At 70.5% G+C, this 15,042-nt stretch carries 12 protein-coding genes and 1 pseudogene; 10 read left to right on the top strand and 3 right to left on the bottom strand.

Going from position 1 to position 15,042, the window contains the following annotated elements; all coding sequences use genetic code 11:
* The first annotated feature begins 176 nt into the window (after positions 1-176).
* The 3 genes from ACH442_RS47250 to ACH442_RS47260 are packed head-to-tail and all read left to right on the top strand — an operon-like array spanning position 177 to position 3,864.
* Positions 177-1,760 carry a sugar ABC transporter ATP-binding protein gene (locus tag ACH442_RS47250; protein ID WP_396344775.1) on the top strand — a complete coding sequence of 528 codons (1,584 nt, stop codon included), beginning with the start codon at positions 177-179 and terminating at the stop codon, positions 1,758-1,760.
* On the top strand, positions 1,757-2,776 hold the full coding sequence (locus tag ACH442_RS47255; RefSeq protein WP_396344776.1) for an ABC transporter permease: 1,020 nt from the start codon (positions 1,757-1,759) through the stop codon (positions 2,774-2,776). The genes ACH442_RS47250 and ACH442_RS47255 overlap by 4 nt, the downstream gene beginning before the upstream one ends.
* Positions 2,773-3,864 carry an ABC transporter permease gene (locus ACH442_RS47260; RefSeq protein WP_396344777.1) on the top strand — a complete coding sequence of 364 codons (1,092 nt, stop codon included), beginning with the start codon at positions 2,773-2,775 and terminating at the stop codon, positions 3,862-3,864. Before ACH442_RS47255 ends, ACH442_RS47260 begins: the two co-directional genes overlap by 4 nt.
* A 122-nt stretch (positions 3,865-3,986) precedes the next feature.
* Here the strand turns inward: ACH442_RS47260 and ACH442_RS47265 are convergent, their stop codons facing one another.
* On the bottom strand, positions 3,987-4,730 hold the full coding sequence (locus tag ACH442_RS47265) for a TetR/AcrR family transcriptional regulator (RefSeq protein ID WP_396344778.1): 744 nt from the start codon (positions 4,728-4,730) through the stop codon (positions 3,987-3,989).
* Between the two features lie 125 nt (positions 4,731-4,855).
* Here ACH442_RS47265 and ACH442_RS47270 point away from each other — a divergent pair, with 125 nt between their 5' ends.
* From ACH442_RS47270 to ACH442_RS47285, 4 genes are all read left to right on the top strand, one after another.
* Positions 4,856-6,277, top strand: a complete 1,422-nt coding sequence (locus ACH442_RS47270; RefSeq protein ID WP_396344779.1) for an MFS transporter — start codon at positions 4,856-4,858, stop codon at positions 6,275-6,277.
* A 38-nt stretch (positions 6,278-6,315) separates the two neighbouring features.
* Entirely contained in the window at positions 6,316-6,735 is a 420-nt protein-coding gene (locus ACH442_RS47275; RefSeq protein WP_396344780.1) for a hypothetical protein, read from the top strand.
* 243 nt (positions 6,736-6,978) lie between these two features.
* Positions 6,979-7,182, top strand: coding sequence for a hypothetical protein (locus tag ACH442_RS47280; RefSeq protein ID WP_396344781.1), 204 nt, complete (start codon positions 6,979-6,981; stop codon positions 7,180-7,182).
* The gene (locus tag ACH442_RS47285; protein WP_396344782.1) at positions 7,149-9,890 is read left to right on the top strand and encodes an AAA family ATPase; all 2,742 of its coding nucleotides are present in this window, start codon (positions 7,149-7,151) and stop codon (positions 9,888-9,890) included. The genes ACH442_RS47280 and ACH442_RS47285 overlap by 34 nt, the downstream gene beginning before the upstream one ends.
* A 107-nt stretch (positions 9,891-9,997) precedes the next feature.
* Here ACH442_RS47285 and ACH442_RS47290 read toward each other — a convergent pair whose 3' ends face one another.
* Complete coding sequence (locus ACH442_RS47290) at positions 9,998-11,260, bottom strand: DUF1479 domain-containing protein (protein ID WP_396344783.1); 1,263 nt, start codon at positions 11,258-11,260, stop codon at positions 9,998-10,000.
* Between the two features lie 89 nt (positions 11,261-11,349).
* Here ACH442_RS47290 and ACH442_RS47295 point away from each other — a divergent pair, with 89 nt between their 5' ends.
* Complete coding sequence (locus ACH442_RS47295; protein ID WP_396344784.1) at positions 11,350-12,594, top strand: ROK family protein; 1,245 nt, start codon at positions 11,350-11,352, stop codon at positions 12,592-12,594.
* Between the two features lie 273 nt (positions 12,595-12,867).
* A pseudogene (locus ACH442_RS47300) lies at positions 12,868-13,786 on the top strand (transposase); the annotation flags it as partial.
* A gap of 89 nt (positions 13,787-13,875) precedes the next feature.
* Here ACH442_RS47300 and ACH442_RS47305 read toward each other — a convergent pair.
* Positions 13,876-14,292 (bottom strand): GNAT family N-acetyltransferase, encoded by a 417-nt coding sequence (locus ACH442_RS47305; protein WP_396344785.1) that lies wholly within the window; start codon positions 14,290-14,292, stop codon positions 13,876-13,878.
* Between ACH442_RS47305 and ACH442_RS47310 the strand changes: the two genes are divergently transcribed.
* Positions 14,239-14,595, top strand: coding sequence for a hypothetical protein (locus tag ACH442_RS47310; RefSeq protein ID WP_396344786.1), 357 nt, complete (start codon positions 14,239-14,241; stop codon positions 14,593-14,595). The genes ACH442_RS47305 and ACH442_RS47310 overlap by 54 nt on opposite strands.
* Positions 14,596-15,042: the final 447 nt, after the last annotated feature.

Consider the following 15,042-nt stretch of genomic DNA (forward strand, 5'->3'; position numbering starts at 1 on the left):
GCGACAAACTACCGGCCGTCGCCTACGACGCGTCGAGCAAGATGCTGCTGCTCGGCCCGGCGCTGGCGATCACCGACCAGAACGTCGACCAGTTCAACTACTGATGCCGCCTGCCGGGGCTGCGCGGGATGCAGCCCCGGCGCGCCCGGGTCCGCCGAACGGAAGAGCTAGCTACAGTGGCAGAAGAAGAATCCCCGCGATTGCGGCTGACCGGCATCGCCAAACGGTTCGGTGCGGTCCGTGCCATCCGCCAGGCCGATCTGACGGTGCGACCGGGGCAGGTGCACGCCCTGGTCGGTGAGAACGGCGCCGGCAAGTCGACGATGATCAAGATCGTCTCGGGTGTGGAGACCGCGGACACCGGAACCATCGAGTTCGACGGCGCGCAAGTGACCATCCGGTCCACCACCGACGCGCTCGCCCTCGGCATCGCCACCGTCTACCAGGAGCCGCAACTCTTCGCCGAACTCACGGTGGCGGAAAACATCTTCCTCGGCCGCGAGCTCAAGAAGGGCGGCCGGGTCGACTGGTCCGCCCAGAACGCGAAGGTCGTCGAACTCCTCGACCTGCTCGGCCTGCCCGCGCACGTCGCCACCGCCCCGGTCGGCACCCTCTCGATCGCCGAACAGCAGCAGATCTCCATCGCCAAGGCCCTGGCCGGCGACGCCCGCGTGCTGATCCTCGACGAGCCCTCGGCCATCCTCACCGACGCCGAGATCGAGGTGCTCTTCGACGTCGTCCGCCGCCTGACCAGCTCCGGCGTCTCCGTCGTCTACATCTCGCACCGTCTGGACGAGCTGTTCCGCATCGCCGACGAGGTCACCGTCATGCGAGACGGACAAACCATCGGGACGTACGGCATCGGCGACCTCACCGTGCGGAAGATCGCCGAGTTGATGGTCGGCGGCATCCTGTCCGACGAGCGTCCGCACCGATCGGTCCCCGAGGGCCCGGCGGTGCTGGAACTCCGCGGTCTCGGCCGCGAGGGAAAGTTCCACGACGTCGACGTCCGGGTGAAAGCGGGTGAGATCGTCGCACTGTACGGCCTGGTCGGCTCGGGTGTCTCCGAGATCGCCGCCTGCGTGTACGGCATCGACCGCGCCACCACGGGCGATCTGCAGCTGCGGGGCAAGCCGGTGAACCCGCGCTCGCCCCGCGAGGCCCAGAAGCTGGGGATCGCGCTGCTGCCGGCCAACCGCAAGGCCGAGGGCATGTTCGGTTTCCAGTCGATCGCCTTCAACATCTCCGCGGGCCACCTGAAGGTGCTCTCCCGCTTCGGCGCCTGGCTGGACCGCGGCCGGGAGCGTGACGTCGCGCTGGGCCTGATCAAGCGCCTGGCGGTGAAGACCCCGCACGAGCGGCAGCCGATCAGCGCGATGTCCGGCGGCAACGCGCAGAAGGTGGTGCTCGCCCGCCAGCTGGTCGAACGGCCGGAGGTGCTGATCCTCGCCGAGCCCACCCAGGGCGTCGACGTCGGCGCCAAGGAGGAGATCCACCGCATCATCACCGAGCTCGCCGAGGAGGGCACCGCGGTCCTGGTCGTCACGTCCGACCTGCCCGAGGCCCTGCGCATCGCCGACCGCATCCAGGTGGTCCGCGGCGGCACCACGACGACCGAGTTCGGCCCGGACGCCACCCAGGTGGAGCTGCTCGCCGCGGCCGCCGGCTCCGAGGACGAGCCCCGGGCGGGCGCCGGGGAAACCACCGCGAGCGGCGACGCCGGTGACGACGACGAGTCCGTGAAGGAGAAGGTCGGATGACGACCACCGCCGTGCGGCCGCCGGCCGCCACCGATCCACCGAAACCCCGTGGCCGGGTCCTGCCCGCCCCGGTCTCCGGCCAGGAACTGGTCCTGGTCGCGGTCATCGCCCTGCTCTGGGTGGGTCTCGCGCTGACCACCCCGGCGTTCCTGACCGCCGGCTCGCTGCAGCCGCTGCTGGTCGCGACCGCCCCGGTGGCCCTGGTCGGCGTCGGCATGACGATCATCATCATCACCGGTGGCATCGACGTCTCGGTCGGTGCTGCGATGATGGTCTGCTCGGTGCTCACCGCCAAGGCGCTGGTCGGCTCGGGCGTGAACCTCGGCGTCGCGGTGTTGATCTCGGTCGCCGCCGGTGCCGTGCTCGGCCTGGTCAACGGCGTGCTCATCGCCTACGGCCGGGTGCACGCCATCATCATCACGTTCGGCACGGCGAACCTCTTCACCTTCGCCGGCCTGCGCGTCTTCGGTTCCACCACGGTCAACGGCATCCCCGGTACGCTGGCGTTCTTCGGCCGTGGCGCCGAGGGCCGCACCCTGGGGATCCCGCACGCATTCCTGATCACGGTGCTGATCACCGCCGCCGTCTGGTGGTACCTGCGGCACACCGCGGGCGGGCGGCACTTCTTCGCCATCGGCGGCGACCCGGTCGCCGCGCGTCTGGCCGGTGTCCGGGTGCAGCGCCGCGTCCTGCTCGCCTACACGATCACCGGCGTGCTGGTCGGTCTGGCCGCCTGCTTCCTGATCGCGCAGGGCACGTCCACGCTCGACCAGTCGGTCGGCTCCGGCAAGGAACTCGCCATCATCGCCGCCGTGGTCATCGGCGGCACCTCGATCATGGGTGGCCGCGGCTCGGTCCTCGGCACTCTGCTCGGCGCCCTGCTGGTCCAGTCGGTCAGCTCCGGCGTCACCCAGCTCGGCTGGAAGTCCCAGTTGTCCGACCTGTTCGTCGGCGTGTTCATCATCGTGGCGGTCGGTGCCGACCTGCTGCGCGCCCGCGCCAGGAGGAGCCGGTGACCATCGTCGAAGCCCAGCCCGCCCCGCCGAGGGAAGACCCCGCCGCCTCCCGCGAGTCGTTCGGCGCCCGGGCCCTGCGGGTCCTGCTCACGCAGCGGATCGCGCTGCTCGCGGTACTGATCGTCGCCGTCGTCGTCACGTTCTTCGTCCAGGACGCCGGCGGCTACCTGACCGCCCCCTACGACTTCGACTACATGTCCGCGTCGCTGATCAACGCGGTACCCCTGGCCATGCTCGGGCTGGCCGAGCTCCTGGTCATCCTGTCCGGACGCGGCGGCATCGACCTCTCCGTAGGTGCGATCGTCTCGCTCGCCGGCATGACCTTCGGTTTCGCGTACGGCGAATGGGGCTGGCCGCTGTGGGCCGCGATCATCCTCACCGCCGGGTTCGGGGCACTGCTCGGCGCGGTGAACGGGTTCCTCGTGTCCTACGCCGGGTTCCCGGCGCTGATCGCGACCCTGGCCACCTTCTACGCCTACAAGTCGATCGCGATCGTGATCAACGATCAGCAGCCGATCAGCACCGCACCGATCCAGGACCTGTACGCGATCACACGGTCCGTCGAACTGCCGGTCATCGGGCCCTACCTCCCCGACGTACCGCTCGCGATCTTCACCTTCCTGCTGCCCACGGTCGTCGCGGTGTGGCTGCTGCTGAACCGCACCACCTACGGGCGGCGGCTCTACGCGATCGGCACCAACGACGTCGCCGGACGCTGGGCCGGCCTGCCGGTACGGGACACGCGCGCGAAGGCGTACGTCTACGCGGGGTTGATCTCCGGTCTTGTCGCCGTCGTCACGGTCGGCCAGTTCGCCTCCGCCCGCCCGGACGCCGGTGTCTCCGGCAACGGCATGGCCCTGCCCGCGATCACCATCGCCGTCCTCGGCGGCGTCGCGATCACCGGCGGCATCGGCCGCGTCGCCGGAGTCGTGCTCGCCACGCTGCTGATCGTCTGGCTCAACGCCGGGATCCTGCTCGCCTTCGTCGGCAACGAGGGCTCCCAGTACCAGCTACTCGCACTCGGCGCGGTACTCGTCTTCGCCGCGCTCCTGAACGGATTGACGAACCGGCGGTACGGCGCCCGCTAGTGACCATGCGAACCGGCGCGAGCTGCTGCAGAAGTCAGCCGCTCGCGCCGGTTGGCGTAACCGGCGATGTGAATCGTTTCATAAACCGGCCGGGGCTGCGGCGCGGCTGAAGTCCGCGCCCGCTACGCCTGGCTGTCGGTGCGGGGCAGGCCGTCGATCATCAGGTTGATCGTGAACAGGAAGCGGTCGGCGGTCGTGCCGGCGGTCAGCTCCGTGGCGTACCGCTTGGTCTGGGGGAAGGTTTCCGGCAGCGACGCGAAGCGCCGGAGCATGTCGTCGCGGCTGACCACCCACTCGTCGCCGGCCCGGCCGAGCCGGCTCGCCACCGCGACCTCCAGGCTGTGTGCGTTGACGTAGAGCGTCAGGGAGTCCACCGCCCACGCGGCGGCCTGCGGCTCGACGCCCCCGGCGAGCACGATGGCCAGCAGTCCCTCGCTGACCCGCAGCGTGTCGAGGTTCGACGGCGCGGCGGCGAACGTGGCGCGGGAGATGCCCGGATAGCGCAGATATTGATCACGGAGCCGGGTGCAGACGCCGACGAGCTGCTCGCGCCACCGCGACGGGTCGGGCGCCGGTAGTTCGATCTCCGCGCAGAGGCGGCCGATCAGCAGCTCGTCCAGGTCCTCCTTGTTGACCACGTGGGCGTAGAGCGACGACGGGCCGGTCTCCAGCGCGACCGCGAGGCGTCGCATGGTCAGCGCCTCGTACCCCTCCGACTCGATGATCGCGAAGGCGGTGTCGACGATCGCGTCGACGGTGATCGGTTTCTTGCGGCCGCCGGACGGGCCGCGCCGGACGGCGGGCTTGTCCGAACCGGCGCCGACCTGGTGCCGGGCGGCGCGCCGTTCCTGCGGAGTCGGTGACATGTCCGCAGTCTAGCCGACCTTACGAACGGTGTTCTAGTTCACTCGGAACGCCGTTCGTATTGATCCGAACACTGTACCGGAGTAGAACGGTGTTCGTATCCACTGAACTGGTGAAAGGAGCGCCGATGAGCGCCCCGTCCCTGCGATCCGCCTGGGTCGCCCTGGCCGGACTCTCGGCCGTCTTCCTCTTCGAGATGCTCGACAACTCGATCCTCAACGTCGCGCTGCCCACGATCGGCCGCGACCTGCACGCCTCGACCGTCGCCCTGCAGTGGGTGACCGGGGCGTACTCGGTCGTCTTCGGCGGCCTGATGCTGGTCCTCGGCGCGGTCGCCGACCGCTACGGCCGCCGCCGGATCATGCTGATCGGACTGGCCCTGCTCGCCGTGGCCGGCCTGGCCACCGCCTTCGTCACCACCGCCGGGCAGCTGATCGCCGTCCGCGCGCTGATGGGCGTCGCCGCCGCGATGACCACGCCCGGGTCCGCCGCCCTGGCCTTCCGGCTCTTCGACGACGACGGCCTGCGGGTGCGCGCGATGACACTCATCTCGACGATCGGCCTGGTCGGCCTGGCGGTCGGCCCGACCACCGGTGGGCTGATCCTCGCGATCGCGCCGTGGCCGGTCCTGCTGCTGGCGAACGTTCCCGTCGCGCTGCTGGCGATGCTCTGCATCCGCACCGGCGTCGAGGCGGACGACCGGGCCGGCCTGCACCGCGACCCGGTCGACGTGCTCGGCGCGGTCCTCGGGACGACGACGATCGTGCTGGCGCTGGTCACCCCGACCCTGTTCCTGAACGAGGGCAGCGGTTCCTGGCTGCCGTGGGCCGGGGGCACCCTGGCCGTGACGGCGGCGACTCTCTTCGTCGTGCGGGAACGAGCCGCCGAGCACCCGCTGCTCGACCTGGCGCTGGTGGCGCGCCCGCTGGTCGCCAGCGGCCTGGCCTACAAGGCCGCCGCGGGCCTGGCCATCTCCGGTCTCGGCTACCTGGTGACGCTGCAACTGCAGCTCGACTGGGGCTGGACCCCGACCCGCGCCGCCCTCGGCCTGCTGCCGCAGGTCGTGGTGCTGATCGCCGGTGGCGCGTTCGTGAACCGGTTCGTGCAACGGGCGGGCCTCGACCGGGCGGCCTGGTGCAGCGCGGCCGCCGTCGTCTCCGGTCTCGCCGTCTACGGACTGCTGAGCCGATTCGGGTACGTGTGGATCGCGCTCGCCCTGGTGCTCGTCGCCGCCGGGATGCGCGTGGTCGGCGCCGTCGCCGCCGTGACCGTGCTGCGCGGCCTCCCCGAGAACCGCACCACGATCGGCGCGGCCCTGGTCGACACGTCGTCGGAGGTCACCTCCGGCGCCGGGATCGCGGTGACCGGCACCATCCTGGCGGCAATGGTCACCGGCAGCATCGCGGCACCGTCCTGGACCGCCCGGCAGTCGGCGCAGTTCGAGCAGGCGGTGACCGTCGCCGGGCTCGTCCTGACCGCGATGGCCGCGGCCCTGGTCGTCTGGGCCCTGCTGCGTACCCGCACGGTGAAGGAGGAGGTCTTCGCCTAGCGCGTTATGGTTCAAGGAGGTAAAAATGCACGAATGGGGTGAGGTCGATAAAAAGTGAGGAATGCGCTGACGTCGTTGCGGAGCTGGCTCGTAAAGCGCTGACCACCCTGACCTTGCTTGGCTTTCACGCTTCCCTCGACGATTACTCGGCTCCGCATGACGAGGTCGGTGTCATCGTGGAGGTGGACACCTCGATGGACGAGGCCGGCCAGGTATTCGTCTATTGGAAGGCCTCGAAGGAGTGGATGCGGGCGGTGCGGCAGTCACTTGATGGGGTCGGCATCAGCGGCCCGCTGTTCCGAGCACAAGTGGAAATCCGAAGCACTCAGTTGGAGACTCTCGCCAAGGTGCTCGCCGTCGCGGGATTCCAGGTAGAAGATGCAGGCGATTTTCGCGACCGGCAATTGCGAATTCTCGGGGTGACCGGCGAGACGCTCGACCAATTGGTCAAGGCCTAGCGGTTTGCCGCGTCGGCCACCCGGCATCACCTCCCGTACAACAGCGAGAGGGACAGCCTGCCTGAAACAGCCCCGGCGGATTACACGGCCAACGTTCAAAGACGAGGCACTAGGTATGCCTACGAGCGTTTCACGGCGTACCTAGGAAGGGTTTGAGCAGCGAAGATAAGCAACAGTGCCGGATGTGGGGCAACGCCCGCCGATCGAGGATGGACACATCACCGAACGACGAGGAGACCCGAGATGCTCATCCACCCGGACCTGATGCTGAGCCTGGCCGCCGAGCGCCGGCGGGACCTGATCGCCGAGGCCGGCCGGGAGCGGCTGCTGGCCGGCGCCCGCCGGGCCCGGCAGGCCCGCCGCGGACGACAAGCGGGACCGGTGCGCGACCGTCCCACCGGTACCCTGACGACGTGCGAATCGTCCGCGGCAGTGTCAGTCCTGTGATGGTCGGGCGCGACGGCGAGCTGCGCCGGCTGGCGCGGCTCGCCACCTCCCGGGACCCAGCGGTGGCGATCATCGCGGGGGAGCCCGGGATCGGGAAGACCCGGCTGGTGCACGAGCTGCTGGCGAAGCTCTCCGCCGACACGGTGGTGCTGGTCGGTCAGGCCGAACCCGGGTCGCTCTCCCGGCCGTACGAGGTGCTCCTCGACGCCATCGACAACCGGCCCGGCATCGACGAGGAACTGCTGGCGGAGCTGGCGGATCCCCGGCGCAGCCCGGTCGAACGGCTGCACACCGGCCTGGCCGTCGTCAACGAGATCATCGGCGACGCGCCGGCGGTGATCGTCTTCGAGGACCTGCACTGGGCTGACTCCGAGAGCGCCGCCCTGTTCGAACGCATCGCCGACCAGCACGGCCCGCGACTGCTGATCGGCACCTACCGGCCCGACGAGGTCACCCGGCGCCGGCCCGTCGCCGGGCTGCTGGCGCAGCTCGAACGGCGGCACGCGGTCACGCACGTACGCCTCAATCGTCTTTCCCCGGCCCAGACGGCGGCCCTGCTCGCGGCCGCGACCGGCGCCCCCGCCCCCTTGCGAGCCGCGACCGCGCTGCACCATCGCACCGGCGGCAACCCGTTCTTCCTGGAGGAACTGCTGCGTGCGCTGCCCGGGGTCGACCTGGAGGACCTGGTCGACCAGCCGCTGCCGTGGAGCCTCGCCGACGTGCTGCGCCGCCAGGTCGACGACCTCGACCCGGTCAGCCACCGGATCGTCGAGGCGGCCACGGTGCTCGGCCACCGCATCCCGTTCGACCTGCTCGCGGCGGTCACCGGCGCCGGCGAGGACGAGCTGATCGCGGTCCTGCGCGACCTGGTCACACGCGGGGTGCTGGTCGAGTCCGGCGAGGACGAGTTCGCGTTCCGGCACGCGCTGGTGCGGGAGGCGATCGCCGCGCAGATGCTCGGCCGGCAGCGACGCCGCCTGCACGAGACGGCGCTCGACGCGCTGCTCGACAGCGGTGCGTCGGACCCGGCGATGGTGGCGCATCACGCGCGCGGCGCCGGGCGCTACGACGACCTGGTCGCCGCGGCCCGCAGCGGCGCCGCCCTCTACCTGTCGATCGGCTCCGCCTACCAGGCGTTGCAGCTGGCCGAGATGGGGCTGGAGGAGGCGCCCGACGACACCGGACTGCTCGGCGCCGGTGCCCGTGCGGCCTGGCTCGCCGGGCTGCTCGACGACGCGCTGCGGTACGGGCGTCGCTGGCGTGACCTGGCGGTCGACGCCACCGACCGCGCCGAGTCGCTGTACCTGCTGGTCCGGTGCGCGTGGGAGTCCCGTGAGACGGACGAGATGAGCACCCTGACGCACGAGATCGAGACCCTGATCGAGCAGCTCCCACCGGGTGCCGGTCAGGCCCGCGCGATGACCGCGATCGCCCAGTCGGGATACCTGCGCGACGACCTGGAGAACGCGCTGGAGTGGAGCGAACGGGCGCTGGCGCTGACCGAAGAGATCGACATGCCGTCGGTACGTCTGGCCGCACTCCTGGAAAAAGGTTCCATTCTCAGCGATCGCCCCACCACCGCCGCCGAAGGACAGAAGATGCTGTCCGAGCTGGTCGGTGAGGCCGAAGCCGCGGGTGAGTGGGTGCTGGCCGCACGCGCGCTCAACCGGCTGGTCAACGGGGTGCCGCCCACCTCACCGGCGGAATACGCGGAAACGCTGGAGCGGATGCGCGTCAACGCGGAACGGGCCGGTTTCGAGGCCCTCGCGGTGGCCTCCTACTTCCAGGGCCGCGCCCGGCTCGCCCTGCGCGCCGGCGATCTGCACGCGGCGCTGACCGCCCTCGAGGACGGGCGCGAGCAGGACCGGGGCTACCAGCGGCGGGGACGCTGGGCCGACTACCACGGGGTGTTCCTCGCCGGGCTGTACCTGGAGGCCGGTGAACTCGACCGGGTCGAGGAGATCATTGCCGACCTGGCGATGGTGCCGGACAACCCGCCGACGGTCATCCCCGGCCTCGCCTTCCACCTCGCCTGCCGCCGCGGTGACCTGCCGCGCGCCGAAGAAACCCTGAACGAACTGGTCACGGCGCTGGCCACGCAGCCCTGGCGCAGTGGCGAGCAGGCCCATGACCTGATCTCCGCCGCGCTGGAGATCGGCCTGCCCGGCCCCCGGCTCGACGCGCTCGCCGCCGAACTGATCAACGAGGACGACGTCTGGGACGCCCACCGGACGCTCGTGGCCGCGCAACTCGCCGAGGCGCACGGCCGGCACGCGGCGGCGCTGACCGAGTACCTGTCCATCGTCGACTCGCACATTCTCGGGCCGGCGACCCGCGGCACCGTCCGGGTCGGCGCCGCCCGCTGCCTGCTCGCCGCCGACCGCCGGGCCGAGGCGACCGTCCAGGCAGAGGCGGCCGCTTCCCTGCTCGCGAAGTGGGGCGGATGGCGGGTGGCCCAGCTCGACCAGGTTCGCGCGCAGCTGGGCATGGCGCCGGTGGACGCGGCGCCGGCGGTCACCGGGCCGGCCGCGCTGACACCCCGCGAACGGGAGGTGGCGGTGCTGATCAGCGACGGGCTGACCAACACCGAACTGGCGCGGCGGCTCTACATCTCGCCGAAGACGGCGGCGGTGCACGTCTCCAACATCCTGCGCAAGCTCGGGGTCTCGTCCCGGACCGAGGTGGGGGAGTCGGTCGGGCGGTCGTAGGGTCGTTTCGGGCCGCTTTCCCCGGGTCCGGGCCGCTTCCCCCGGGTCCGGGCCGCTTTCCCCGGGCCTGGGCCGCGGCTTACTCCGGGCCTGGGCTGGGCCGCGGCTTACTTCAGGCCCAGGCCGCGGCGGCCGATTTCGTTCAGGTCCTCGGCGCGGAAGCGGTTCGGCCAGTCGCGCTCGTAGTGTTCCGCCGGGAAATCGCTCGGGCTCTCGCCGGACAGGAACGCCTTGCGCACCGACTCCGCGTACCGCTCGTTGCGCGGGCACCAGGGAGCGGCCGGGATGTACATGACGTTTCCCCAGCCCTGCTGTGCCTCGACCGGCGCCACGCTGTGGATCATGTCGCAGTGCCACCAGACCGAGTCGCCGGCCCGGACGTCGGGGATGCCGGAGAGCGCCTCCATCAGCGGGGCATGCCACTTGTGACCTGCGGGGAAGACCTGGTTCACGGTCACGCCGCACATGTCGTCGTCCGGCACGTCGGGCAGCAGCGGGCGCAGCATCAGATACGCCATCGCCTCGGGGATCGGCACCGTGTGCAGGACGCCCTGGTCGTGATCCATGTCGGACAGCGCGGTCCACCCCTGGAACGTGCGGAACGCCGAACACATGGTCGAACCCGGGTACTGCGGGCCGGCGGTGCGGTGGGCGGCGTCCCACGGGTCGTACCGCTCCACGCTGCCGTCGAAGAGATGACGGAACGCCTGCTGGTACGACCTGGTCATCCACAGGTCGAGCGTGCCCGGATCGAGATGCGTGCCCAGCCCGGCCGAGTCGGCACCCTCCGGGCGGCGACGGATCCGGTCCGGGTACAGGGAGTCGCGGTCCGGGTCGAACCATTGAACACCTTCGGACTCGTGCTTCCACTGGGAGTTGAGGAACGCCTGGACGGCGGCCATCCGGTCGCTCTGCCGGGCCTGCATCTGCGCCGGGGACCAGTAGATCGGGTAGATCTCGGGTTTCGAGCCGACACTGCCGAAGAAGTCGTCGCCAGGCCCGCGGTAGTTCTCGAAGAACCGGTTGCTCTCCACGTAGTCGACGATGCCGGCGTCCCATTGCAGGGCCTGGTCGCGCTCGAAGTGACCGCGAACGATCAGGCAGCCGCGCCGTTTCAGCAGGGCCTGTTGCTCGGCGGAAACTTCCCCCCGGGCGATGTCGGCGTAGTCGATCACCGGCCAGATGGTCTCGCCCCGGCGGCGGGCCGCGGTGATGTCGTCGACCGCGGACTGCACGCGCTGCTCGACGACGGCGAAAACGTCCTCCACGGTGCGACCGGAGGCGGCGATCCGGGCGCGGAGCGCCGCTTTCACCTCACGGGTGGCAGAGCGGAGATCGGTGGGCGTCTCTTCCCAATGCGGTAGGTCCATGCCAGTCCCTTTCAAGTCAAACCCCCTTACTTGTACGACGATAGGGTCGTGGTCGTTTCCAAGGCAAGACCCCTGACTAGAATCGGCACGTGGAGTCCAGCCGGCCGCGAACCGACCCGATCAGCCCGAGGGGCGAGCCCGTGCGCCCGCCGTCATCAGGCCGAGCCGGTGCGGCGTCACCGGACAGCGTGCGGGCGCCGTCCCAGGACCTGGTCCGGGCGCTCACGGACGAACGGGTGGTGCTCGCCCTGATCGAGCATCGGCGTCTGACCAGGGCGGAACTGGCCGCGGCCATCGGCATCTCGAAGCCCACCGCCGGGGAGAGCGTGCGCCGGCTGACCGAGCGGGGCCTGGTCGCCGACACCGGTGAGCGCACCCAGGGCGGGCGTGGGCGCGGGCGGGTCGGTTCGTACTACGCCCTCGCGCCGTCAATCGGTGGCGCGCTCGCCGTCACGATCGGGCCGGAAGGCGTCGGCGACGGACTGTCGGGATCGCGCCCGGGCGCGGCTGTCGTCGCCCAATGCCTCGACGTCTACGGCGACGACATCGCGTCCGTCACCAGGCACGCCGAGCCGAGCGGGGTCGGCGCCGCGCTGGCGGACGCGGTGGGCGAGGTCCGCCACCGAGTGCCGCGGCCGGTCCGCCTGGCGGTGGTCAGCGCCGCCGACCCGGTCGACCGGGCGACCGGCCGGCTCGTCCAGCTGCCGGACTCGCCGTTCCTGGTGGGTGAGCTGGATCCGGTGAAGATCATTTCCGCGTACGTCGACGGCCCGGTGACCGTCGACAACGACGTGAACTGGGCTGCGGCGGCGGAGGGACAGCAGGACTTCGCGTACCTGTACCTGGGGGAGGGGCTGGGCGCCGCAATCGTCGACGACGGCGGGATCCGGCGGGGCTCCAGCGGCTTGACCGGGGAGATCTCGCACCTGCTCACGGCGGGGCCGCAGGGCCGCGCGATCCCGTTCATCGACCTCTTCGGCCAGCTGGGGCTGCGGAAACCCGGCACCACGGCGATCGACGTCGCGCGGCTGAAGAAGAGCTCCGCCGCCGATCGGGAGATGATCGCCGCCGCGGTGTGCGGCGTGATCGCCGCCGTCATCGCCCTGGCCGACCCGAAGGAAATCGTCGTCGGTGGCTCGTGGGGGCCGTTCCTGATCGACGAGATCCGGGCGGTGGTGGCGCGCATGCCCCGGCAGGTGCCGTTGCGCGCGGCGGCGTCGGCCGGTTCCCCGGCGTCGGCCGGTTCCCCGGTGTCGGCCGGTTCCCCGGCGTCGGCCGGGGTGCGGGCCGAGGCCGTCAGCCGGTTGCGCGCGTGGGTCACCGCGAACCTGTGACGCCGGCCGGGTCGGTCGCCGAGCGGCCGGCGGCCGCGGCCACCGGTGATCCGGGTTCGAGACCGGCGGCCTCCGTCGGATCTGCCGAAGACGAGTGAGAGAAGCGCGACTTTGTGTCGAGCGTCAGTGTCGGTTTCCGAGGTCGACTGCACGGTCGGAAGTCGTCCCTCCTGGGCCGGTGCAGTCGGGTACGGACCTACGGCCTGATCGGACTCGTATGCACTAACGTCGATCTTGGTTCGTGCTCCTGTGCACGGCACGGGAGGACCGACGGTGGACGAGGCGCATCTGGTGCCCGAGCGGGGCGTGTTGACGGCGTCTTCGGCGGCCTGGGATCTCGCGGTTCGCCGCGCTGAGATGATCGGCCGTCTCGCCGAGCTGGACGAGGTCGGCCACCGTTGCGCGGACGAGGCCGCCGCCGAACTCGGCTTGTCCCGGCGCCAGGTGTACGTGCTACTTCGCCGTTGGCGCCAGGGCGACGGGGCCGTCTCGGACATGCTCCCCGGCCATTCCAGCGGCGGCCGGGGCCGCGAGCACCTTCCCGAGGCTGTGGAGTCGGTCATCCGGGAGGTGCTGTGTACCCGGTATCTGACCAAGCAGCGGCGCTCGATGTCGGCGGTGCACCGGGAGGTCGCACGGCTGTGCCGGAGCCGGGGCTGCCGGCGCCCTCGCGGGGTGCGCTGGTGCGCCGGGCGGCCAACTGGATCCGGTGGCCACGACGCTGGCGCGTGAGGGCGTGGACGCGGCCCGGCCGCTGCGGTCGGCGGGCGGGGTGCCGCCGCAGGTCAGTGAGCTGTTGGAACAGGTCCAGATCGATCACACCGAGATTGACGTGATCGTGGTCGACGAGCGGCACCGGCTGCCGATCGGACGTCCCTACATCACCGTGGCGATCGATGTTCTCAGCCGTGCGATCGTCGGCCTGGTGGTGACGCTGGAGGCGCCGTCGGCGTTGTCGGTCGGGTTGCGCCTGGCGCACATGGTGACCGGCAAGCGGGCATGGCGGGAGCGCATCGGCGTCGACGTCGCCTGGCCGATGAGCGGCAAGCCGGCTGAGCTGTATCTGGACAACGCCGCCGAGTTCAAGAGCGAGGCCCTGCGCCGGGGGTGCGAGCAGCACGGGGTCACGCTGCGGTGGCGGCCTCCGGGCCAGCCGCACTACGGCGGCACCGTGGAGCGGGTCATCGGCACGATGGCTTTGACGGCGTTGACCTCGTCTCCGCCGATCAGGGGTGTCGGCCGGATCGCTTGGGTAGGGCGCCGATCCATCACGGACCCCGTCTATGCGGCCGACAGCAGCAGTCGGGTTTCGGTGTTGCGGTATCCCGACTTCCGGAAAGCAGCGGCCATCGGAAAGTTGCTCATGTCCGTGGTCGCGGTGATCTGTTCAGCGCCCCGGTTCGCGTGGCTCCGCGTGATCGCGTCGAGGATGATCCGCGCGTACCCCCGTCCCCGCATTTCGGGTACCACGCCGAGGTATCCCACATTCGGGTTGTACGACGTTGCGGACGGAATCGCCAGGCCGGCCAGCAGACCGTCCGGCTGATACACCACTCGCCACCAGTCACGTTCGCCTGGTGCATCGAGGTAGAACTGCATCTCGTACCGGGCCGTCTCCTCCGAGCTCATCCGTGCCCGCTGCTTGTGGGTCTCGTCGTCGAGACTGCCGTCACCGATGCGGCGAAAGATCTCAACCATCTTGTCGTCGTCCGGCTCCGCCACGAAGACGAGCCGGTCGTCTGCTTCCGGCACACCGCAGGCCGGCGTCCACGCGAACTGCAGCCGCTCCACCACGTGGGTGAAGCCGACTGCCGCGGCGGCACCCTGACGCCACGCCACCGCGTCTCGGGTGGCGGGATCGGCCCGCCAGTCGTTGTGCAGAGTCATGCGAAATGCCTCCGGCAACTGGTCTCCATGCTGCTCCTGAAAGCGCCGATGTGCGGCGACGAGCAGTCCCGCGGCGAGACCAACCCGATCACGGGCCGACGAATCGGTCCATAGGCAGTCGAGCAGCAATGGCCGGGTGCCGGCCGGCCGGCCCCACCACACCGCCCGGGCCGCGATGCGGCCCTCGTTCTCCGCGATCCAGGTCCATTCCGGGCGGAACGTTCGTCGCGCCAGATCCGCGCGGTACCGTTCCGCCGAGACGAAGCGGACGGGTTCCCGCGCGATGAAGGCGTCAACCTGCTGGAAGACCTCACCCAGGGAATCGTCGAGGCGAAGGCTGCGGAAGTTCACATTGCCTCGCTGAGCCGGTTAAACAGATTAGACATGTCGATGAGTATGCGATGCACCCCCACCGTCGACTTCCGGCGACCCATGGCAGGGCCATTGCGTTGTCGGACGGGTTGGCTCTGAACTGGGGATTCGCATCGTGATCGGCCTCTGTGGAGCCGAAGAAGGCGGATGAGATCACGTCGGTGATCATGAAGTTCTCTAGGCCACACG

The organism is Actinoplanes sp. NPDC020271 (genome assembly GCF_044388125.1).
Taxonomy (GTDB): Bacteria; Actinomycetota; Actinomycetes; order Mycobacteriales; family Micromonosporaceae; genus Actinoplanes.

Bases quoted from the DNA above. Each gene is read 5' to 3' on its own strand.
- ACH442_RS47255 (WP_396344776.1), top strand. From the start codon at position 1,757: ATGACGACCACCGCCGTGCGGCCGCCGGCCGCCACCGATCCACCGAAA.
- ACH442_RS47265 (WP_396344778.1), bottom strand. From the start codon at position 4,730: ATGTCACCGACTCCGCAGGAACGGCGCGCCGCCCGGCACCAGGTCGGC.
- ACH442_RS47270 (WP_396344779.1), top strand. From the start codon at position 4,856: ATGAGCGCCCCGTCCCTGCGATCCGCCTGGGTCGCCCTGGCCGGACTC.
- ACH442_RS47280 (WP_396344781.1), top strand. From the start codon at position 6,979: ATGCTCATCCACCCGGACCTGATGCTGAGCCTGGCCGCCGAGCGCCGG.
- ACH442_RS47290 (WP_396344783.1), bottom strand. From the start codon at position 11,260: ATGGACCTACCGCATTGGGAAGAGACGCCCACCGATCTCCGCTCTGCC.
- ACH442_RS47305 (WP_396344785.1), bottom strand. From the start codon at position 14,292: ATGGTTGAGATCTTTCGCCGCATCGGTGACGGCAGTCTCGACGACGAG.